The sequence below is a fragment of the Bradyrhizobium sp. MI1.3 genome (assembly GCF_055811695.1).
Genome location: NZ_JBVVPQ010000019.1, coordinates 25,155 through 44,003 on the forward strand (window position 1 = coordinate 25,155; position 18,849 = coordinate 44,003).

Below are 18,849 nucleotides of genomic sequence, written 5' to 3' on the forward strand. Positions count from 1 at the left end.
TCCCGGCCCTCTGCTACCTAAACCCTCATGGCGCGCCCCCCTAACAAATCCAGTAATCTTCCCGCGGACGCATTTCTGGATTGCTTCGCTGCGCTCGCAATGACGGGAACGACGGGCCGAACCCTAAAGGTGTTTTGCCCGACGGCACAAGCGGTTTCGTTTTATCGGAACACACTTTTCTGCGAAAACAACCCCATGCACAGTAGACCGGTGGTTGATTTCAAACAGGAATTTGGTGGGTGGATTAGCAAGTCCACCCCACAAATTCTACTCCGCCGCGATCTGCCTCGGCGCGGGCGGCGGGTTCGCGAGGTCGGCGGCGAGCTGGGCGTAGCGGGCCTTGGCGTCCGCGACGGCCTTCTCCTTCACCGGGCCGTAGCCGCGGATGCGGTCGGGCAACGACAACAGCTCCACCGCGGTGTCGATCGTGAGCGGCGACAGCAGGCCGAGCACGGTGGCGACGTCCTTCTCGTAGCCGGCGATCAGATCGCGTTCGAGCTTGCGGTCGGCGCTGCGACCGAAGATGTCGAGCGGCGTACTGCGCAGGAATTTGAATTTTGCCAGCACGCGAAACACCGGGAGCATCCATGGGCCGAAGGCGCGCTTCTTCGGACGACCGAGCGCATCGACGCCCCTGCTGAGAATCGGCGGGGCCAGGTTGAAGTTGAACTTGAAGTCGCCCTCGAATTGGTCGCGAAGCTGCTTTTCGAACGCGCCGTCGGTATAAAGGCGCGCGACTTCGTATTCGTCCTTGTAGGCCAGCAGTTTTGCGTAATTGACCGCAACGGCGCGCGTCAGCGCCTCGTCATAGCCGCCCTGCCTGGCGGCGTCGCTGACCTGGTCCACCAGCTTGCGGTAGCGCTTTGCCAGCCGGCCGTTCTGATAGGCGGTGAGGTGCTTGGCGCGGTGCTCGACGAGCTCGTCGAGCGTCATGGCGTCCAGCGTCCTGGGCGCGACGACCTCGTCCGTTCCCTTCAGCATGCCGGCAAGGCGCTGGGGATCCGCGACCGCGAGGCGGCCGAGGCGGAAGGCTTCCTTGTTCATCTTGATCGAGACGCCGTTGACCTCGATCGCCTGCTCGATCGCTTCCGCCGACAACGGCAAGAGGCCCTTCTGATAGGCGTAGCCCATCATCATCATGTTGGTGGCGATGCTGTCGCCGAGCAGCTGCTCGGCCGGCTTGGTGAAGTCGAAGAATACCGAGTCCTTGTGCAGCGCGGTCTCCAGCAACCCGTTCAGCTTGCGGGTCTGGAAGTTGAAATCGCGGTTGAGGACGAAGTCCGCGGTGGGAATGACGTGGCTGTTGATGATGCCGCGGGTGCGGCTGCTGTCGCAGAGCGAGATGGTGTCCTTGGCAACCGCGACCACCTCGTCGGCTGCGAGCACGACATCGGCCGTGCCGGTGACGATGCGCGAGCAGGTCACCTCGGCCGGATGATCAGACAGGCGGACGTGGCTCAGCACCGCCCCACCCTTTTGCGCCAGGCCCGACATGTCGAGGATCATCGAGGCCTTGCCCTCGATATGGGCGGCCATGCCGAGCAGCGCGCCGATGGTCAGCACGCCGGTCCCGCCGACGCCGCCGACGGCGATGTTGTAGGGCTTGTCCAGGTTCGGGCGCGATGCCGGCTCGGGCAGCGCGCCAATATCGCCGACGCCCGCCGGCGCGCGCTTGCGCATCTTGCCGCCGTCGACGGTGACGAAGGACGGGCAAAAGCCTTTGACGCAGGAATAATCCTTGTTGCAGGTCGACTGGTTGATCGCGCGCTTGCGGCCGAACTCGGTCTCCAGCGGCTCGACCGAAATGCAGTTCGATTGCACCGAGCAATCGCCGCAGCCTTCACACACCGCGGGATTGATGAGCACACGGCGCGCAGGATCCTCCATCGTGCCACGCTTGCGGCGGCGGCGCTTCTCGGCGGCGCAAGTCTGCACGAAGACGATGGCGGACGCGCCCTTGACCTTGCGCAGGGTTTTCTGGACCGCATCGAGCTCGTCACGGTGCGCGGTCTTGACGCCGGGCGCGATCTCGTTCGCCGGATAGGCGTCGGGGTTTTCCGAGACCAGATAGATCTCGCGGATGCCTTCGCTGTGAAGCTGGAAGGTGATCTGCTGCGGCGACAATTCGCCGTCGACATGCTGGCCGCCGGTCATCGCGGTCGCGTCGTTATAGAGGATCTTGTAGGTGATGTTGGCGCCGGAGGCGATCGCCTGGCGGATCGCGAGGCTGCCGGAGTGGAAATACGTGCCGTCGCCGAGATTGGCGAACACGTGCTCTTCCTTGGTGAAGGGGGCAACGCCGACCCACGGCACACCCTCGCCGCCCATGTGTGTGAAGGTCTCGGTCGACCGATCCATCCACAGGGCCATGAAGTGGCAACCGATGCCGGCAAAGGCGCGACTACCTTCGGGCACCTTGGTCGATGTGTTGTGCGGGCAGCCGGAGCAGAAATACGGGGTGCGGGCGACAGGCGCGGTCGCCTGCATTTGCGACGCCTGGCGGCCGTTGAACCAATCGGCCTTGGCGCGCAGCATCGTTGCAATTTCGGGATTGAGATCAAGTCGAAGCAGACGCTCGGTGAGCGAGCTGGCCAGTGAGGCGACGCTGAGTTCTTCGGCAAAGGGGAGGAAGCGCTTGTCGTGGTCGTCCATCTTGCCGATGATCCGGGGACGGACATCGTCGCGCCAGTTGAACAGCTCCTGCTTCACTTGATTTTCGACGATCTCGCGGCGCTCTTCGATGATGAAGATTTCCTCGAGGCCCACGGCGAATTGCCTGACGCCTTCCGGCTCCAGAGGCCAGGGCATGCCGATCTTGTACAATCGAAGTCCGATCTTGGCGGCGACCTCGGGGGTGATACCGAGCTCGCGCAGCGCCTGACGGATATCCTCGTAGCTCTTGCCGGACGCCATGATGCCGTAGCGCGCGTTCGGCGAGTCCATCGTGATGCGATTGACCTTGTTGGCGCGCGCAAAGGCGATCGCGGCAAAGCCCTTGTAGTCCTGCAGGCGGCGGTCCTGGGCGAAGCGGTCGTCGGGCCAGCGCAGATTGAGGCCGCCTTCGGGCATCTCGAAATCGGTCGGGATCACGAACGGCGTCATCTCGTCGGTAAGGTCGATCTCGGCGGTGGTCTCCACCGTCTCCGTGATCACCTTCATGCCGACCCAGCAGCCCGAATAGCGCGACATCGCGATACCGAGAAGACCCATCTCGATCATCTCGTGGACGCTCGAGGGATAGAGATAGGGCATCAGCGCCGACATGAAGGCGTGGTCGGACTGATGCGGGACCGTCGAGGATTTTGCGCCGTGGTCGTCGCCGGCGAGACACAAGACGCCGCCGTTCTTGGCCGAGCCCGCGGCATTGCCGTGGCGGAAGACGTCGCCGCAGCGATCGACGCCGGGGCCCTTGCCGTACCAGATGCCGACCACGCCGTCATACTTGGCGCCGGGCGAGAGGTTGAGCTGCTGCGAGCCCCAGACCGCGGTCGCGGCCAGATCTTCGTTCACGCCGGGCTGGAACTTGATGTTGTACTGCTCGAGATGCTTGCGCGCGGCGAAGAGCTGCTGGTCGTAGCCGCCGAGCGGCGAGCCGCGATAGCCGGAGATGAAGCCCGCGGTGTTCAGCCCCGCGGCACGGTCGCGCCGGATCTGGGCCATCGGCAGGCGGACCAGGGCCTGAATGCCGGTCGTGAAAATATGTCCGGTGTCCTGGGTGTATTTCTGATCGAGACTGATCGGACCCTGGTTGATGCCCATTATGTCCTCTTCCGCCCTTTTGAGCGCTTGGCTGCTTAAGCCGTTGCCTGCCCGTTGTTTTTAGCTAGGGCGCGCCGACCATTTCCGCCACTCTATGTCGGATATTTCACGCTCCGCATCACAATTCTGGACCAAAGGCAGCGCCGGGTAAAAATCGCAATTTCGTGGCTGCATTGGCATCCGCGATTTTCATTTTGTGTCACCATACCCCCGCCGTCGCGCAACGAATTGACGCCCGGTCATCCGGGACGGCGTCGATGGGGCGCAGGAGAGGCTTTCGATGCGGACGATTCTGGCTGGCCTGGCTCTCGTGGGTCTGGCGTTGTGCAGTGCGGTTGCGAGCGCGGCCGTCGCTGCCGAGCCTTCACCGGAGCTGATCGCCACCGGCAAGGCGCTGGTGGAGGCCGGCGACTGTGCCGGCTGCCACACCGCCGATCCCGCCAAACCGTTCGCGGGCGGAAAGCGCATCGACACGCCGTTCGGCGCTATCTACGCGCCGAACCTGACGCCGGACCGCGACACCGGCATCGGCGCCTGGACCGACGCCGACTTTACCCGCGCCGTGCGCACCGGCGTCGCGCCCGATGGCTCCAACTATTACCCGGCGTTCCCCTACCCCTATTTCACGCGGATGACGAAGGACGACACACTAGCGATCCGCGCCTATCTCGGAACGCTCGCGGCTGTCACGAGCCGCAACAAGCCGCCGGAGCTACGCTGGCCGTTTAGCCATCGCGGCCTGATGCGGATCTGGAACATGGTGTATTTCAAGCCCGGGCTGTTCGAGCCGGACCAGAGCCAGAGCGCGGTGTGGAATCGGGGCGGCTATCTCGTCACCGGGCTCGGCCATTGCGGCGCCTGCCACACGCCGAAGAACTATTTTGGCGCGGACAAGCAGGCGCAGGCACTCGCGGGCAACGAGGTCGGCGGCTGGTACGCGCCACGGCTCGATGGCGCCGCCCGCACCGGGCTGAAATCGTGGAGCGTCGAGGACGTCACGGAATATCTTCAGAGCGGGCGCAACGCCAGGAGCCATGCCAGCGGGCTGATGGCAGAGGTGGTCGTCAACTCGACTTCGAAGATGAGCGATGCCGACGTGCGCGCGATCGCGGTTTACCTCAAGGACCTGCCGCCGGCGCGGCGTGAGACGATCGTGACGCCGCCTGACGATCCCGAGATGAAGGCCGGCCAAGCCGTCTACGCCAAGCTCTGCATCGCCTGCCATGAGGCCGACGGATCCGGCGCACCGCGCATCTATCCGCCGCTGCCTGCCAACGCGCTGCTGCAATCGGTCAATCCGTCCTCGACCTTGCGGATCATCCTCGACGGCGCCCACACCGTGACCACGCCGCGCGCGCCCAACACCGGGGAGATGCCGGCCTATTCCAACCAGCTCTCCGACCAAGAGGTCGCGGCGGTGACGAACTACATCCGCAACTCCTGGGGCAACGCCGCTCCGCTGGTGACGCCGGCGCAGGTCGCCAAGGCGCGGAAGCAGGAGCCGTAACGAACGAACCTCGCGCGGCCGCGACGGTACGCTCCCTCGCCCCGTTCTTACGGGGAGAGGGTTGGGGTGAGGGGCTGCTTCGGCGACAATCGTGACACTTGGACTCGCGGAGAGCCCCCCTCACCCGCCACGCTTCGCGCGTCGACCTCTCCCCGCAAGCGGGGCGAGGTAAGAAAGAAGACCTACCGCTCCTCCTCTTCCGTGAACACGAACTTCGGCATCTCCCATTTGTAGCGCACCGCGAGCAGACGGAAGCTGATGCCGAGGACGAACGTCAAAATGGTCCAGAGCTCGGCGTTCAGCTTGAGGCCAAAGGCGGTCGCATAGAACAGTCCCGTCACCACCGAGACACTGGCATAGAGCTCGGAGCGGAACAGCAACGGCACGTCATTGCAGAGCACGTCCCGCAAGACGCCGCCGGCGCAACCGGTCACCATGCCGGAGACGATGACGATCGGCAGCGTGGCATCCATCTGCCAGGCGATGTCGCAGCCGGTCATGGTGAAGACGACGAGGCCGATAGCATCGAGCACGATGAAGGCCAATTTCAGCCGGTGCACCAGCCGGGCCATCAGGATGGTGAGGAAGGCGGCGCCGCCGGCCAGTGCGAGGTAGATGGGATTTTGCACCCAGGCCAGCGGATAATGACCGAGAAAGAGATCGCGCAAGGTGCCGCCGCCGAGCGCCGTGATGCAGCCGAGGAAGCAGACGCCGAGCCAATCCATGCTGCGGCGGCCGGCAGCGAGCGCGGCCGTCATGCCTTGCGCCGCGACCGCGACCAGCGACAACAGATGCAGCACGCTATCGCTCGGCGGCAAGCTCCACATCGCTTTGTTCCCTTCCGTCAGCGGAGCTTACGCTTCAGGTTCCCCAGCGAACAGGTTCCCGATTCCCGCCGCGGGCGCAACATGCGACGAAAGCATTAAGGAGGGCGGAACAGAATCTCGCATCCACGGGTTGTCCCGCCGCAATAATCGAGGAGAACCAATCGATGGCTGACGACCGTTTTATCAACGATCCGTACCGCCCGAATCTCGCCGATGATGAGTATCGCAATGCGGCGCGACGGGATGCCCAGCTCCAGGTCGACCCGGAGCTTGGCGAAGGCCCCGCCTCCAGCGGCAAAGTAGCCCTGTTCGCCGTGGCCATCGCCTTGGTGCTGGGTGCCGTGTTCTACGGCCTGAACAACACCGGCACCAGCAACCAGGCGAGCACCACGCCGGCGACGCAGACCGCCCAGCAGGCGCCGGCTACCAATCCGGCTGCACCTCCCGGCATGCGCGACGTGACGCCGCGCACCAACACCGGGCCGGGCGTGACCACGGGCGCCGCGCCGAGCAAGCCGACCCCGGATACGCCCGCACCGGCCGACGGCGCGAAGTAACGATTTGCAACAATATGCGACAGCGGCGGGATTTCAGATCCTGCCGCTTTCGTTTGTCTTTAGCTGAACATCTTGTTGAGCTCGCCGCCGGGATAGCCGCTCGCGAGCTCCGCGAAGGTGCCCTTCTCCGCCATTTCTTTCGCGGCCCGCATGAAGCCGCCCCAGGCGGCGCGAGCGAGCGAACCGCCGACGCTGATCCGGCGCACGCCGAGATCGGCAGCTTCCTGCAATGACAGCCCGGAGCCGCCGATCAGCAGGTTGAATGGTTTGGGTGCGACAGCCTTCACCACCGCGGCGATGTCCTCGCGGCTCTTCAGGCCCGGCGCGTAGAGGCAATCGGCGCCGGCATCGGCGTAAGCGGTGAGCCGGTCGATGACGAGCTTGAGGTCGGTCACGCCCCACAGATAAGCCTCGCAGCGACCAACCAGCAGCGCGCCGCTATCGCCGATCGCCTTGCGCGACGCCTTGATGCGCTCGACTGCGAGCGCGCGCTCGTAGATCGGCTTGTCCTTGTCGCCGGTGGAATCCTCGATCGACAGGCCGGCAACGCCGGTGCGCACACAGCGCTCGACATTGTCCGCGACCTTGTCCGGCTCGACTGCAAAGCCGCCTTCGAAATCCGCGTTCACCGGGATGTCGACGGACGTGCTCAATGCCGCCAGATGCTGACATACGTCCTCGACGGAGACGTGGTTGTCGGCCTTGCCGATGGTCCAGGCAAAGCCCGCACTCGACGACGCGAGTGCCTTGAAACCGAGGTGCTGCAACGCTTTCGCGCTGCCGACGTCGACCGGATTGGGCAGGATGAAGCAGCCGCTCTCGTGCATCTTCCTGAAGGTCGCGCGCTTGTCAGCAGTTGTCACGTGCATGTTTCTCTCCCTTGTTGGCCGCGCAGAGATGGGGACGTGCCGCGGCGCGCGCTAGTGCGCATCGTGCACCGCGCGGCTATCCTTCGGCGCCTGCTCGCGATCATTCATGCTGTAGTCACGGATGACGCTGGCGATACGCAAATGATAATCGGCGAAGATTTTCGCGCGGCCCTTGGCCTGGGTGCGGCGGTGCTCCATCGTGTTGCGCCAGGCTTGCACGGCCGCCTCGTCCCGCCAGAACGACACCGACAAGATTTTGCCCTTGTCGGTCAGGCTCTCGAAACGCTCGACCGAGATGAAGCCGTCGATGGTTTGCAGGATCGGCTTGAGGTCGGCCGCGAGGTCGAAATAATCCTGGCGGTGTTCCGGCTTCGGCCAGACCTCGAAGATCACGGCGATCATGGGCGTCTCTCCTGTCGTTGATGGCCTACAATATCACTTACAAGACCACTTGGCGCAGAAACGTGCGCTCTTCCGCGAGGATGAATTTGTGCTCCTCGGCGAAGTGGAAGTTCGCCATGCCTTCCGTATCCTGACGCAGCCGGGCGCGATAAGCCTCATACGCAGCGAGACTCTCGAAGGTGATCAGTGCAAACGCGATGTTGTTGGTGCCCTCGTGCGGCATGAAATAGCCGATCAGCTCGCCGCCGCATTTCGGGATGATGGTGAGCCAACGCTTCGAATACTCCTCGAACTGCGCACGCTTGAAGGGATCGAGCTGGTAACGGATGAAGACGGTGACGGACATGATGGGCTCCTCTGGTTCCAAACCGTCATTGCGAGCGCAGCGAAGCAATCCAGGAATCCCTCTGCGGAGGCAGCCTGGATTGTTTCGTCGCCAGTGCAAAATTGCTTCGCAATTTTGTCACGGGCTCCTCGCAATGACGAGCAACCCCAAGCTACGCGCTTGCCCGACCGCAATGCTTCGGCTACCATCGAAGCATGAAATCAGGTCCAGACATCGCCATGATCGCCTCGCTCGTCGGCGATCCCGCACGCGCCAACATGCTGACGGCGCTGATGAACGGCCGCGCGCTCACCGCGAGCGAGCTGGCGCAGGAGGCCGGCATCACGCCGCAGACCGCGAGCTCGCATCTTTCCAAGCTCGAGGCCGGCGGCCTGATCGAGCCGGAGAAGCAAGGCCGCCACCGCTACTACCGCCTCACCGACGACGACGTCGCCGGCGTGCTGGAGGGCCTTGCGGGCCTTGCCGCGCGGACCGGCCACATGCGCGTGCGCACCGGGCCGAAGGATCCGGCGTTGCGGCGAGCGCGGATCTGCTACGACCATCTCGCCGGCGATCTCGGCGTGCAGATGCTCGACACCCTGCGCGCGAAAAACCTGGTCAAGCAGAGGAAGCAGGAGATCGAGCTGACGGCGGATGGCGAGCGCTTCCTGGCGAAGCATCTGCAGATCTCGCCCGACATGCTCACCCATCCCCGCCGCCCCGTGTGCAAGGCCTGTCTCGACTGGAGCGAGCGGCGCCACCATCTCGCCGGCACGCTGGGCGCCGCCATGATGCAGCGTTTTGCCGAGCTGAAATGGGCCGCGCGCGACGCTACGCCCGGCAGCCGCGTGGTGAATTTCACCCGAACCGGCGAGAAGCAGTTTGCCGCGTTGTTCGGTGACGGGCGGGACTGATCACGCGAAACGCGTGCGATAGCACAATCGCGTGTGAACGGGTGCCGTCGTCGGAGCCAGGCTTGACCCGGCCAACCAGGTCTTTATGCGAACGATCGTTCCGTAACGCTCAGAGACCCCCATGATCCGCTTCGCTTCGGCCGCGCTCGTCGCAGTCCTCATCGCCTCTCCGCTCACCTCCGCGCACGCCGCCGACACCGCGCCGCGCGAGCCTTACGGCGTCGCGCTCGAAGGCTTTGCCTATCCCTACCCCGTACACCTGCTGCCTCTGACCAATGACGGGGAGCAGCTCAGCATGGCCTATATGGACGTGCCGCCTGCGCAGCCGAACGGCCGCACTGTCGTGCTGCTGCACGGGCGCAACTTCCCGTCGAGCTACTGGGCGCCTGTCATCAAGATGCTGAGCGAGGCCGGCTTCCGCGTCGTGGTGCCGGACCAGATCGGCTTCGGCAAATCCTCCAAGCCGACTGGCGAGCTGCATTTCGACAATCTGGCGCGCAACACCATCGCGCTGCTCGATCACCTCAAGATCGACAAGGCCGAGATCGTCGCCCATTCGCTCGGCGGCATGCTGGGCGTCCGCATCGCCCGCGCCTATCCCGACCGCGTCGCTCACCTTGTTCTGACGGCCCCGATCGGGCTGGAAGACTACCGTCTCTATGTACCGCCGACGCCGACTGACAAGATCATCGAGACCGAAGACAAGCTCACGGCCGATGGCTATCGCAAGCAGCTCCAGACTAATTATGCCATCAAGCTGCCGCCGGAGGCGATCACGCCGTTCATCGACGCCCGCTTCAACATCAAGGGCAGCCCGGACTATTCGCGCTGGCTGCGCGCCTTCGTCAGTTCCGGCCAGATGATCTATCGCGAGCCGGTGGCGCACGAGATCGCACTGATCACCGAGCCGACGCTGTTCATCATGGGCGCCGACGACCACAACGCGCCGGGCCGGCCGAACGCGCCGGAAGCGCTGCGCGCGAAAATGGGGCAGAACGCCGAGCTCGCGAAAGCACTCGCCGCGAAGATGCCGAATGCGCGGGCCGAGGTGATCCCGGACACCGGCCATCTCGTCTTCCTGGAAGCGCCTGAGAAGTACAAGGAGCTGGTCCTGGGCTTTCTCGGCCGCTAGCGACATTGCTGTCGTCCGGAGCCGCGTGCGGGAATGTTCATGCCGCATTCAGGTCATGATTGGCAGATTTGGCTCGCGTCGTGTCGTCATGTTGCGATTTTAACGTGTCGAATCGTGTCTTTTGATTCATGGTGCGCCGAAAGCGCCAAGCCCTCCTAGAAGCTGCCCCAATCCTGCCCGCACCTGCCCCCAAAGCTTGCCCCCAAAGACGAGAAGGAAGATCAAATGAAATACCTGTTTGCCGCCGTGATGCTCGCCAGCGCGGTCGTTGGTTTCAGCGAGGCGGCCAGCGCCGCCGGCGGTTGCGGCCCCGGCTGGTATCGCGGCGCCTATGGCGGCTGCCGGCCGATGCGCGGTCCGGTCGTTGTCCGCCCGGGTCCGATCGTGGTTGCGCCGGCCCCTGTGGTGGTCGTGCCGCGCGCGCGTGTGTGCCCCTACGGCTTCCGCTGGTACGCCGGCCGCTGCCGCCCATTCTGAGCTCACTTTTTCGCATAGCGAAATGGCCGCGCGGCGAAAGCCTGCGCGGCCATTTTCTTTTTGAGCGCCTCACGTCGCACCGTGATGCTTCGAATCAGAACGGGGACCGTGATCGCGGTCCCCGCTCAAGCCTCGCTTAGCGCGACGCTTACCAATGGCGGCGGTGCCAGCGCCGGCGATGCCAGCCCCAGTGACGGCGGCGCCAACCCCAATGACGGTGATGGCCGTGCCAGTGCACCTGCTCCGGCTTCAACTGCGCGGCTTCATCGCTGCTGGTGACTGCGGGATGAGCGTCGGGATTGCCTTGCGGCATCCTGCCATCACCGAGCGGCTGCGGCGCCAGCGGCGCGGCCTGTGCGGCAGTGGTGAACGCGGCAGCTCCGGCCGCGACACCGATTGCAAATTTTAAAAAGTTCCGGCGCTCCATGACTTCTTTCCTCTTGGATGGTCGTGCCAGTGATGCAGAGGAAGTGTCGCGGCGACGACATGAACCGAAGCTGAATCGCGCGTTCAGCTTCGTTGCGCAGGTGACAGGGAGGATTCGCAGCGCCGTAGCCCGGTGCTCTATTTCCCAAACTCCTGCGCCAGCGCCAGCAACTCGCGCGTGCGCGTCACGTCGGGCCAATCGCGGTTGAAATCGGCCACCAGCTGCGTCAGCGCATCGCCCTTCAACATGGCGTGCAGCGCAGCCTCGCTCTCGAACTGATATATCGCCTGATGCAGTGGCGGATCGTCGAGGCTTCAGAACCGCCAGGCCTTAGCCACACCGAACGCCTTCACCGCGTCGGGCAGATGTTCCGTCTCGTACCATCTGTCAAAGGCGGCGCGCCTGCCGGGCATCGGGGACGATGGCGCGGACGACGAAGAAGGCTGACGGCATCGGATTTCCTCCTGTTGCTTGGGTGAGACTAGCCGGTCACGTCGGCGACGACAAAAAAGGACGGCACCGGTGTCGGAACGCGCATCTCTCGCCCGTCCTATGCCTGAACAGCAGACGGAGACACCACATGCCCGACCTCACCCTCACCACCTTCGACTGGGTTCCCCCGCCCCCGCGCGGTTTCGTGCGCGACCTACGGGTGCGCTGGGCGCTCGAGGAGGCCGCATTGCCCTATCGCGTCGCGAGCGCGCCGTTCGACGGGCGCGGCGCCGAGCATCTTGCGCACCAGCCGTTCGGGCAGGTGCCATGGCTGACCGACGGCGATCTCTCGATCTTCGAGAGCGGCGCGATCCTGCTACATCTCGGCGGCCTCAGCGCGAAGCTGATGCCATCAGATCCGCGCGGCCGCAACGAGGCCACGGAATGGCTGTTCGCCGCGCTCAATTCGGTGGAGATGGCGAGCCTGCCCTGGGGGATGTCGAAGTTCATGGGACATCCGACCGATACGGCGGCGTGGAAATTCGTGGACGACTTCCTCAAACTCCGCCTCAAGCACATGGAGGCGGTGCTGGCCAACCGCGAATGGCTGGCAGGCACGTTCTCCGTCGCCGACATCCTGATGGCCGACGTGCTGCGCGTCGTCGATCAGTTCGGTGGGCTCGCGGACGGTCCCGCCTGCCGCGCCTATGTCGCGCGCGCCACCAGCCGCCCAGCGTTCGCAAAAGCCCACGCGGACCAGATGGCGCATTTCGCTGCGGCGGACGCGGCGCGTTCGTAGTTCGTAGGGCGGATTAGCGAAGCGTAATCCGCCACTTCCCTATCCGATGAACCTTGGTGGATTACGCTGTCGCTAATCCACCCTACGCACCGAACGTGATGCTCCGCACATAACTAGCCCGACGGCGGCCGTAGGCTCGGCCATCAAATCAACCCTGCGGAAGGTGACACATGGCCCGCATCGCATATCTCAGAGACCAGCTTGCCCGCGCCGAAAGACTGGCAAAAGCGATCCTCGACCGGCAAACCGCGGAGCAGCTTCAGGCGTTCGCAGCCGAATGCCGCGAGGAGTTGCAGGTGCTGACGCGCAGGGCCGCGGCGTAAGGCTGCTCGGTTACACGAGCTTCATCGGCGCATCCGCGACCACGCGAAGGTCGATGCGGCTGATCAGTTGAGACCGAAGCGCCTCCGCATCACCGATCGCACCCTCCGTCTGCCGCAGCGTGCTGACGTTCGAACCGAGCGAGACGATCCCGCCGAGCACCAGAGCGATCGATCCGAGCGCGGCGGTCTGACCCATCCCGAACAAGCCGAGGATCGTGATCAGCAACAGCGCAGCCCCGCCACCGATCGCGAGCTTGGATGCCAGGATGTACTTCCGGCAGCGCTCGGCGACCTCGGCCAAAGCCTCGATACGCGCTTCGATGTCGGAAATGGCGTCGGTCGGATCGCTGTCGGTCATTGGATTTGGATCGAGGATGCCAACTCAGAAACAGAATCAGTAGCCCGCATGAGCGAAGCGACATGCGGGACTTGGATAGAAAACCCGGATGTCGCTACGCTCATCCGGGCTACAAGTGCGCTCTACAACGGCAAATTGTCGTGCTTCTTCGCCGGCGTTTCCACCTTCTTGTCCTTCAGCATCGACAGCGCCCGCGCGATCCGCTTTCGCGTCGAGTGCGGCATGATGACGTCGTCGATGTAGCCGCGCTCGGCGGCGATGAAGGGGGAGAGGAAGCGGTCTTCGTATTCCTTGGTACGCGCGGCGATCTTGTCGGGGTCGCCGATGTCGGCGCGGAAGATGATCTCGACCGCGCCCTTGGCGCCCATCACCGCGATCTGGGCGGTCGGCCAGGCATAGTTCATGTCGGCGCCGATCTCCTTGGAGGCCATGACGTCGAAGGCGCCGCCATAGGCCTTGCGGGTGATGATGGTGACCAGCGGCACGGTGCACTGGGAGTACGCAAACAGCAGCTTGGCGCCGTGCTTGATCAGGCCGCCATATTCCTGCGCGGTGCCCGGCAGGAAGCCCGGCACGTCGACGAAGGTGACGATCGGGATGTTGAAGGCATCGCAGAAGCGCACGAAGCGCGCCGCCTTGCGTGAGGCGTCAGAGTCGAGCACGCCGGCGAGCACCATCGGCTGGTTGGCGACGAAGCCTACCGTCCGGCCCGCGATGCGGCCGAAGCCGGTGACGATGTTCTTGGCAAAAGCGTCCGCGATCTCGAAGAAGTCGCCCTCGTCCACGACCTTCAGGATCAGCTCCTTCATGTCGTAGGGCTTGTTCGGATTGTCGGGGATCAGCGTGTCGAGCGACATGTCGACGCGGCCGATGTCGTCGAAGCTCGGCCATTCCGGCACGCCGTCGGTGTTGTTGGACGGCAGGAAGTCGATCAGGCGCCGCATCTGCAACAGCGTCTCGACGTCGTTCTCGAAGGCGCCGTCGGCTATCGAGGAGCGCGTGGCATGGACCGAGGCGCCGCCGAGCTCTTCCGCCGTGACGACCTCGTTGGTGACGGTCTTCACCACGTCCGGGCCGGTGACGAACATGTAGCTGGTGTTCTTCACCATGAAGATGAAGTCGGTCATCGCAGGCGAATAGACGTCGCCGCCGGCGCAGGGGCCCATGATGACGGAGATCTGCGGGATCACGCCGGAGGCGAGCACGTTGCGGCGGAACACGTAGGAATAGCCGGCGAGCGCTGCGACGCCTTCCTGGATGCGGGCGCCCCCCGCATCATAGAGGCCGATGATGGGCGCACGCGCCTTCATCGCCATGTCCTGGAGTTTCGTGATCTTCAGCGCGTGCGTTTCCGAGAGCGAGCCGCCGAACACCGTAAAGTCCTTGGCGAACACAAAAGTCTTGCGGCCGTTGACGGTGCCCCAGCCGGTGACCACGCCGTCGCCGGGCACCTTGTTCTTCTCCATGCCGAACTCGGTGGAGCGGTGCTCGACGAACATATCGAATTCCTCGAACGATCCCTTGTCGAGCAAGAGCTCGATACGCTCACGCGCGGTCAGCTTGCCGCGGGCGTGCTGCGCCTCGATGCGCTTCTCACCGCCGCCGAGCTTTGCGCCGGCGCGACGGTCTTCAAGGGCGTCCAGGATATTCTTCATTTGCTCCCGCCAGTTCTTAGCCTAAATGCGATTGCCGGGGTTCTAACACGGCATTTTGCGGGCCGGGAAGCGGCTTTCGGTCCCGCAGGGCTGCCTTGCCGCAGCGGGAAAGCGCAAGGAATTACAAAGTTTTGCCTGGGAGACGAGCATGACCGAAGGAACGGCTGAGACCGGCGCGGCGACGGGCGGCGTCAACATCCTGCTGCGGCTGGAGGGCCTGACCCTGTTTGTGGGGATGGTGATGCTCTACTGGGCCTGGGACGGCTCATGGCTCGTGTTCGCCCTGCTGTTCTTCGTCCCCGATCTCAGCTTCCTGGCATATCTGTCGGACGCCAAACTCGGCGCGATGGTCTACAACGCCGCCCACAGCTACATGGCGCCGGTCGCGCTGCTGACGCTCGGCTTCGGCCTCGCCTCGCCGCTCACCCTGTCCATCGCCTTGATCTGGCTCGCCCATATCGGCCTCGACCGGGCACTGGGCTATGGCCTGAAATATTCGGCCGGGTTCGGCTTCACCCATCTCGGCCGGATCGGCCGGCAGAAGGATACCTGACCCCACGCGCTGCCCGTAAATTTGGCGGCCCGCTCCGGTTGACCGGACCTGCCGATTCAGGCTTGCTCACGTTTACGATCAGGCGCCGAATGTTGCGTGAGCTCAGTCGGTACGGCGGCGGTCATCATTTCCGGCTGCAAGCATCACCCCATGTCCGCGACGGTCGTTCCCCTGCCGCCGAACTCGTCGTCCGAAACCACCGACTTCCTGCGGCGCATGGCCAGCATGGTGTCGGGGCGGAACGGCGAAATGCTGCTGCGTGCGGCCGCGCTGATCGAGTCGCTGACGCAGCGGGCGATGTCGGCGGAACGCCTCTATCACCGGGAGCACGAAGAGAACACGCGCAACAGCGAGCTGCGCGAGGCCGGTGAGATGGCGTCGGACGCCATGGTCAAGCAAATCGACGGGCTGCGCAGCCAGCTTGCCGAAATCACCGCGGCCGCCGCGGCCGAGCGCGCGGCATTCGATGCCGAGCGCGGCAAGCTGCTCGGCCTGATGCAGCACGCCGAGAGCCATATTGGCCAGCTCACAAGCGAGCTGGAAACGCTGCACGCCTCGGTCGACAGCTTCAACGAGACCGCAATCTCCGTGCCGATCGAGGTGCTGCGGCTGGCGCGCACCCAGTTCGATTTCCTCTCCGCCGGCTTTGCCCGCAAGGGCGACGTCATCTCGCAGGCGATCAGCGAGATTGGCGGTTTTGCGATCGACCAGGCGCTGACGGTGAAGAAGGTCGATCCCGCCTGAGGCGAACCGCCGGCTTGCGTCAATTTGACAGCGCGCAGGCCTGTTGTTCTACTCACTGAAAATCACGGGGGAGGATCCGATGCCGACGGCATTCCGCGTCGCCATGGCGCTCTGCATTTCAACGCTGTTCGTCGGCATTTGCGCCAACGCGCAATCGCTTCCCAGGGAAGTCGCCACCCGCGCCGAGATCTACCCGATCCCCTCGCTCACCCTCTCCGACCAGCAATTCCTGAGCGGCGACGCCGCGGCCGGCAAGCCGGTGACGGTCGCAGGCGAACTCCGCGTGGCGCAAGGCAGCGGAAAACTCCCCGTCGTGGTGCTGATGCACGGCTCGAGCGGCGTCGGCACCACCATCGAAGCCTGGGTGCACGCGTTCAACGCCATGGGCATCTCGACCTTCGTGATCGACGGCTTTACCGGCCGCGGGCTGACGGTGGTGGGGCCGGACCAGGCTCTGCTCGGCCGGCTCAACCTCGTCATCGACATCTACCGCTCGCTGGAGATCCTCGCAAAACATCCCCGCGTCGATCCTGATCGCATCGTGCTGATGGGCTTTTAACGCGGCGGACAGGCGACGCTCTATGCGAGCCTCGAGCGCTTCCACAAGCTCTGGAACAAGTCCGGCATCCAGTTCGCCGCCTACATTCCGTTCTACCCCGACTGCTCGACGACCTATCAGAACGACACGGACGTCGCCGTGCGCCCGATCCGCATCTTTCACGGCACGCCCGACGACTACAATCCCGTCAAGAGCTGCAAGGCTTTCGTTGAGCGGCTCAAGACGGCCGGCCGCGACGTGGTGCTGGCCGAATACCCCGACAGCGCGCATGGTTTTGACAGTGGGCTGCTCGGCGTCAATACGGTTGCCGTGTCCACGGGGGCGCAGACGGTACGCAGCTGCCAGATCAAGGAAGGCGATGGCGGCGTGCTGATGAACGCCGATACGAAAGCGCCATTCACGTACAAGGATTCCTGCGTCGAGCTCAATCCGCATGTCGGCGGCAATCCCGCGACTGCCGCCGAGTCGCGCAAGGCCGTGGTGGAGTTTTTGCAGGCGCTGTTCAAGCTGGGTTAGGCCAGCGCGACATACTCCGTCATTGCGAGCGCAGCGAAGCAATCCAGAATCTTTCCGCAGCGGCAGTCTGGATTGCTTCGTCGCTTCGCTCCTCGCAATGACGCGCTCTTACGGCTCGCCCGGCTTGAACGGCTCCTGCTTGTCCGGCGGCACGGTCTCCTCCGCCATTGCCAGCAGCATCGCGACCATCACGTAATTGCCGGCGACCGCGGTAAGGTCGACGATCTGCTGGTCATCGAACACCTTCTTCGCGCGCGCAAAGGTTTCGTCGCCGATCTTCTTCGTCGTGGTGAGCTCAGTGACGAAATCGTAGACCACGGCCTCGTCCTCGGCCATGTTCGCAGGCCGCTTATTGGCCATCAGCTCCGCGATGACGTCGGGCGACAGGCCCGCCTTCGCCGCGAGCGGCGCATGGGCGTACCATTCGACCTGCGAGCGCCATTGCCGCCCGATGATCAGGATCGCGAACTCGTTGAGTTTTGTCGGGACCGAGGTCTCCCAGCGCAGATAGTGGAACAGGTCAAACAGACGCTGGCCGAGCACCGGGCTGCGGATCATCGGATTGTAGGGCCCGCCGATGCCCACGCTCGAGACCTTCATGATCTGCTCGGCGAGCGGCTTCTGCTTGGCGTCGAGCTGGTCCATCGTGAGCTGCGGAAGCGCGGCTCCCTGCTGGTGGCGGGAGCGGCAAACATCGTAGCGGCGAGCCAGCCGCCCGCGGCAGCAAGCGTCAGCGACGACAGCCAGAGCGGCGTTGAGTTCATGTTGTGTCCTCCCGGTTTTTTCTTGACCCGGAGGATGCTAGTCGAGCGGCGCTCGCGCGGTAGCGCTAGATCGCGCCGATCTCGGCAAGGCAGGCTTGCGTCAGCGGCATGCGCTCACCGACCAGACGCGGCTCCTTGCAGTCCATATTGAGCGCGAACACGGTGTGCGCTTCGCCCTTCTCGGCCCAGCCCACCATCCAGCCAAGCGACGGCTCGCCGCGCTCTGCACCAAGCAGCCCGGACTTGGCGCGAATGACGCTATCGCCGACCTTGGTCACCGGCAGGATGTCAGCGACGAGATCCTGGCTGCGTTTCGAGATCGGCAGCGCGCGACGGCGCAGCCGGTCGACGAAATCGACCTGCTCGACCGGATCGATGCGCAAGGCGCCGGTGAGCCAGAATTGGTCGATGCCGCCGCCGATGTCGCGATTGCCGTAGTCGAACAGATCGACGTATTTCTGCATGCGCTCTTGCCCGATCCGGCGCGCGATCTCCTGATAGACCGGCACCGCGCTCACGAGAATCGCGCTGCGCAGCGTGTGGTCCTTGTTCCAGGCCTCGATCGGACGCTTCACGCCATCCCAGGGAAATACGTCCTTGTCGGGATCAGTGACGACGCCAGTTTCGAGCGCGATCAGCGAGTTCGGAATCTTGAAGGTCGAAGCCGGCAGCTTCGCCTCGCCCGAACGTTCCTTGTCGCTGGCGACGATCAGATAGTCCTCGACCTTGTAGCCGACGAACGTCCCGGCCGTGTTGAGGTCGGTGAAGCGCTTTGCAAGGCTGTCACGGATCTCGTTGCGCGGCGGCGCGACGTGAGCGAGTGCGCGCGATGGCAGGATCGCGGCTGCGGCGAGAAGACCGAGAGTCGAACGGCGGGTGAGCAAGAGCGATGTCCGTTGAACGATAAAATGGACCCGACCATGAAGCCGTTATCGTGGTGAAACGATGAC

Annotated in this window: 19 protein-coding genes and 2 pseudogenes; 10 read left to right on the forward strand and 11 right to left on the reverse strand. The window is 64.3% G+C overall.

The window, feature by feature from the left end; all coding sequences use genetic code 11:
- Positions 1 to 267: 267 nt before the first annotated feature.
- Entirely contained in the window at positions 268 to 3,759 is a 3,492-nt protein-coding gene (locus AC0L3A_RS16225; RefSeq protein ID WP_473254753.1) for an indolepyruvate ferredoxin oxidoreductase family protein, read from the reverse strand.
- 280 nt (positions 3,760 to 4,039) lie between these two features.
- Here AC0L3A_RS16225 and AC0L3A_RS16230 point away from each other — a divergent pair, with 280 nt between their 5' ends.
- The gene (locus AC0L3A_RS16230; RefSeq protein ID WP_007603081.1) at positions 4,040 to 5,266 is read left to right on the forward strand and encodes a cytochrome c; all 1,227 of its coding nucleotides are present in this window, start codon (positions 4,040 to 4,042) and stop codon (positions 5,264 to 5,266) included.
- 182 nt (positions 5,267 to 5,448) lie between these two features.
- On the opposite strand, the gene AC0L3A_RS16235 is transcribed toward AC0L3A_RS16230, so the two are convergent.
- A complete protein-coding gene (locus AC0L3A_RS16235) occupies positions 5,449 to 6,093 on the reverse strand; it encodes a trimeric intracellular cation channel family protein (RefSeq protein WP_007603079.1) in 645 nt (214 codons plus the stop codon).
- A gap of 164 nt (positions 6,094 to 6,257) precedes the next feature.
- On the opposite strand from AC0L3A_RS16235, the gene AC0L3A_RS16240 reads away from it, so the two are divergent.
- Positions 6,258 to 6,650 (forward strand): hypothetical protein, encoded by a 393-nt coding sequence (locus AC0L3A_RS16240; protein WP_007603078.1) that lies wholly within the window; start codon positions 6,258 to 6,260, stop codon positions 6,648 to 6,650.
- A gap of 59 nt (positions 6,651 to 6,709) precedes the next feature.
- Here AC0L3A_RS16240 and AC0L3A_RS16245 read toward each other — a convergent pair whose 3' ends face one another.
- Genes AC0L3A_RS16245 through AC0L3A_RS16255 form a run of 3 tightly spaced genes read right to left on the reverse strand, consistent with a single transcriptional unit; the run spans position 6,710 to position 8,267 of the window.
- Positions 6,710 to 7,519 (reverse strand): isocitrate lyase/PEP mutase family protein, encoded by an 810-nt coding sequence (locus AC0L3A_RS16245; RefSeq protein ID WP_354129520.1) that lies wholly within the window; start codon positions 7,517 to 7,519, stop codon positions 6,710 to 6,712.
- 51 nt (positions 7,520 to 7,570) lie between these two features.
- Positions 7,571 to 7,921 carry an antibiotic biosynthesis monooxygenase family protein gene (locus AC0L3A_RS16250; protein ID WP_007603077.1) on the reverse strand — a complete coding sequence of 117 codons (351 nt, stop codon included), beginning with the start codon at positions 7,919 to 7,921 and terminating at the stop codon, positions 7,571 to 7,573.
- A 37-nt stretch (positions 7,922 to 7,958) separates the two neighbouring features.
- Positions 7,959 to 8,267 (reverse strand): NIPSNAP family protein, encoded by a 309-nt coding sequence (locus tag AC0L3A_RS16255; protein WP_473254754.1) that lies wholly within the window; start codon positions 8,265 to 8,267, stop codon positions 7,959 to 7,961.
- Between the two features lie 194 nt (positions 8,268 to 8,461).
- Here AC0L3A_RS16255 and AC0L3A_RS16260 point away from each other — a divergent pair, with 194 nt between their 5' ends.
- From AC0L3A_RS16260 to AC0L3A_RS16270, 3 genes are all read left to right on the forward strand, one after another.
- The gene (locus AC0L3A_RS16260; RefSeq protein ID WP_035994716.1) at positions 8,462 to 9,160 is read left to right on the forward strand and encodes a winged helix-turn-helix domain-containing protein; all 699 of its coding nucleotides are present in this window, start codon (positions 8,462 to 8,464) and stop codon (positions 9,158 to 9,160) included.
- A 121-nt stretch (positions 9,161 to 9,281) separates the two neighbouring features.
- The gene (locus tag AC0L3A_RS16265) at positions 9,282 to 10,292 is read left to right on the forward strand and encodes an alpha/beta fold hydrolase (protein ID WP_473254755.1); all 1,011 of its coding nucleotides are present in this window, start codon (positions 9,282 to 9,284) and stop codon (positions 10,290 to 10,292) included.
- Between the two features lie 225 nt (positions 10,293 to 10,517).
- The gene (locus tag AC0L3A_RS16270) at positions 10,518 to 10,769 is read left to right on the forward strand and encodes a GCG_CRPN prefix-to-repeats domain-containing protein (RefSeq protein WP_007603074.1); all 252 of its coding nucleotides are present in this window, start codon (positions 10,518 to 10,520) and stop codon (positions 10,767 to 10,769) included.
- Positions 10,770 to 10,917: 148 nt separating this feature from the next.
- Here the strand turns inward: AC0L3A_RS16270 and AC0L3A_RS16275 are convergent, their stop codons facing one another.
- Positions 10,918 to 11,196, reverse strand: a complete 279-nt coding sequence (locus tag AC0L3A_RS16275; protein WP_473254756.1) for a twin-arginine translocation signal domain-containing protein — start codon at positions 11,194 to 11,196, stop codon at positions 10,918 to 10,920.
- A gap of 137 nt (positions 11,197 to 11,333) precedes the next feature.
- Positions 11,334 to 11,649: pseudogene (locus tag AC0L3A_RS16280) on the reverse strand (hypothetical protein).
- A gap of 127 nt (positions 11,650 to 11,776) precedes the next feature.
- On the opposite strand from AC0L3A_RS16280, the gene AC0L3A_RS16285 reads away from it, so the two are divergent.
- The gene (locus AC0L3A_RS16285; protein ID WP_473254757.1) at positions 11,777 to 12,427 is read left to right on the forward strand and encodes a glutathione S-transferase family protein; all 651 of its coding nucleotides are present in this window, start codon (positions 11,777 to 11,779) and stop codon (positions 12,425 to 12,427) included.
- A gap of 170 nt (positions 12,428 to 12,597) precedes the next feature.
- Positions 12,598 to 12,750, forward strand: a complete 153-nt coding sequence (locus AC0L3A_RS16290) for a hypothetical protein (RefSeq protein ID WP_354158557.1) — start codon at positions 12,598 to 12,600, stop codon at positions 12,748 to 12,750.
- Between the two features lie 10 nt (positions 12,751 to 12,760).
- On the opposite strand, the gene AC0L3A_RS16295 is transcribed toward AC0L3A_RS16290, so the two are convergent.
- Positions 12,761 to 13,108 (reverse strand): hypothetical protein, encoded by a 348-nt coding sequence (locus AC0L3A_RS16295; RefSeq protein WP_354158559.1) that lies wholly within the window; start codon positions 13,106 to 13,108, stop codon positions 12,761 to 12,763.
- Between the two features lie 122 nt (positions 13,109 to 13,230).
- Positions 13,231 to 14,763 carry an acyl-CoA carboxylase subunit beta gene (locus AC0L3A_RS16300; RefSeq protein ID WP_007603066.1) on the reverse strand — a complete coding sequence of 511 codons (1,533 nt, stop codon included), beginning with the start codon at positions 14,761 to 14,763 and terminating at the stop codon, positions 13,231 to 13,233.
- 148 nt (positions 14,764 to 14,911) lie between these two features.
- Between AC0L3A_RS16300 and AC0L3A_RS16305 the strand changes: the two genes are divergently transcribed.
- The 3 genes and pseudogenes from AC0L3A_RS16305 (at position 14,912) to AC0L3A_RS16315 (ending at position 17,135) form a co-directional block, all read left to right on the forward strand.
- Positions 14,912 to 15,316 carry a DUF4260 domain-containing protein gene (locus tag AC0L3A_RS16305; protein ID WP_354129016.1) on the forward strand — a complete coding sequence of 135 codons (405 nt, stop codon included), beginning with the start codon at positions 14,912 to 14,914 and terminating at the stop codon, positions 15,314 to 15,316.
- A 150-nt stretch (positions 15,317 to 15,466) separates the two neighbouring features.
- A complete protein-coding gene (locus tag AC0L3A_RS16310) occupies positions 15,467 to 16,060 on the forward strand; it encodes a hypothetical protein (protein ID WP_473254775.1) in 594 nt (197 codons plus the stop codon).
- A 79-nt stretch (positions 16,061 to 16,139) separates the two neighbouring features.
- Positions 16,140 to 17,135 (forward strand): annotated as a pseudogene (locus AC0L3A_RS16315) (dienelactone hydrolase family protein).
- Between the two features lie 108 nt (positions 17,136 to 17,243).
- Here AC0L3A_RS16315 and AC0L3A_RS16320 read toward each other — a convergent pair.
- A complete protein-coding gene (locus AC0L3A_RS16320; protein ID WP_473254758.1) occupies positions 17,244 to 17,780 on the reverse strand; it encodes a carboxymuconolactone decarboxylase family protein in 537 nt (178 codons plus the stop codon).
- Between the two features lie 184 nt (positions 17,781 to 17,964).
- Complete coding sequence (gene blaOXA, locus AC0L3A_RS16325; protein WP_219684091.1) at positions 17,965 to 18,783, reverse strand: class D beta-lactamase; 819 nt, start codon at positions 18,781 to 18,783, stop codon at positions 17,965 to 17,967.
- Positions 18,784 to 18,849 lie beyond the last annotated feature (66 nt).

Excerpts from the sequence above, each read along its gene's own strand:
- AC0L3A_RS16320 (WP_473254758.1), bottom strand. The coding sequence starts at position 17,780 with ATGGACCAGCTCGACGCCAAGCAGAAGCCGCTCGCCGAGCAGATCATG.
- AC0L3A_RS16235 (WP_007603079.1), bottom strand. The coding sequence starts at position 6,093 with ATGTGGAGCTTGCCGCCGAGCGATAGCGTGCTGCATCTGTTGTCGCTG.
- AC0L3A_RS16265 (WP_473254755.1), top strand. The coding sequence starts at position 9,282 with ATGATCCGCTTCGCTTCGGCCGCGCTCGTCGCAGTCCTCATCGCCTCT.
- AC0L3A_RS16240 (WP_007603078.1), top strand. The coding sequence starts at position 6,258 with ATGGCTGACGACCGTTTTATCAACGATCCGTACCGCCCGAATCTCGCC.
- AC0L3A_RS16230 (WP_007603081.1), top strand. The coding sequence starts at position 4,040 with ATGCGGACGATTCTGGCTGGCCTGGCTCTCGTGGGTCTGGCGTTGTGC.
- AC0L3A_RS16300 (WP_007603066.1), bottom strand. The coding sequence starts at position 14,763 with ATGAAGAATATCCTGGACGCCCTTGAAGACCGTCGCGCCGGCGCAAAG.
- AC0L3A_RS16290 (WP_354158557.1), top strand. The coding sequence starts at position 12,598 with ATGGCCCGCATCGCATATCTCAGAGACCAGCTTGCCCGCGCCGAAAGA.
- AC0L3A_RS16260 (WP_035994716.1), top strand. The coding sequence starts at position 8,462 with ATGAAATCAGGTCCAGACATCGCCATGATCGCCTCGCTCGTCGGCGAT.
- AC0L3A_RS16310 (WP_473254775.1), top strand. The coding sequence starts at position 15,467 with ATGTCCGCGACGGTCGTTCCCCTGCCGCCGAACTCGTCGTCCGAAACC.
- AC0L3A_RS16275 (WP_473254756.1), bottom strand. The coding sequence starts at position 11,196 with ATGGAGCGCCGGAACTTTTTAAAATTTGCAATCGGTGTCGCGGCCGGA.
- AC0L3A_RS16255 (WP_473254754.1), bottom strand. The coding sequence starts at position 8,267 with ATGTCCGTCACCGTCTTCATCCGTTACCAGCTCGATCCCTTCAAGCGT.
- AC0L3A_RS16225 (WP_473254753.1), bottom strand. The coding sequence starts at position 3,759 with ATGGGCATCAACCAGGGTCCGATCAGTCTCGATCAGAAATACACCCAG.
- AC0L3A_RS16270 (WP_007603074.1), top strand. The coding sequence starts at position 10,518 with ATGAAATACCTGTTTGCCGCCGTGATGCTCGCCAGCGCGGTCGTTGGT.
- AC0L3A_RS16295 (WP_354158559.1), bottom strand. The coding sequence starts at position 13,108 with ATGACCGACAGCGATCCGACCGACGCCATTTCCGACATCGAAGCGCGT.
- AC0L3A_RS16250 (WP_007603077.1), bottom strand. The coding sequence starts at position 7,921 with ATGATCGCCGTGATCTTCGAGGTCTGGCCGAAGCCGGAACACCGCCAG.
- AC0L3A_RS16285 (WP_473254757.1), top strand. The coding sequence starts at position 11,777 with ATGCCCGACCTCACCCTCACCACCTTCGACTGGGTTCCCCCGCCCCCG.
- AC0L3A_RS16305 (WP_354129016.1), top strand. The coding sequence starts at position 14,912 with ATGACCGAAGGAACGGCTGAGACCGGCGCGGCGACGGGCGGCGTCAAC.
- AC0L3A_RS16245 (WP_354129520.1), bottom strand. The coding sequence starts at position 7,519 with ATGCACGTGACAACTGCTGACAAGCGCGCGACCTTCAGGAAGATGCAC.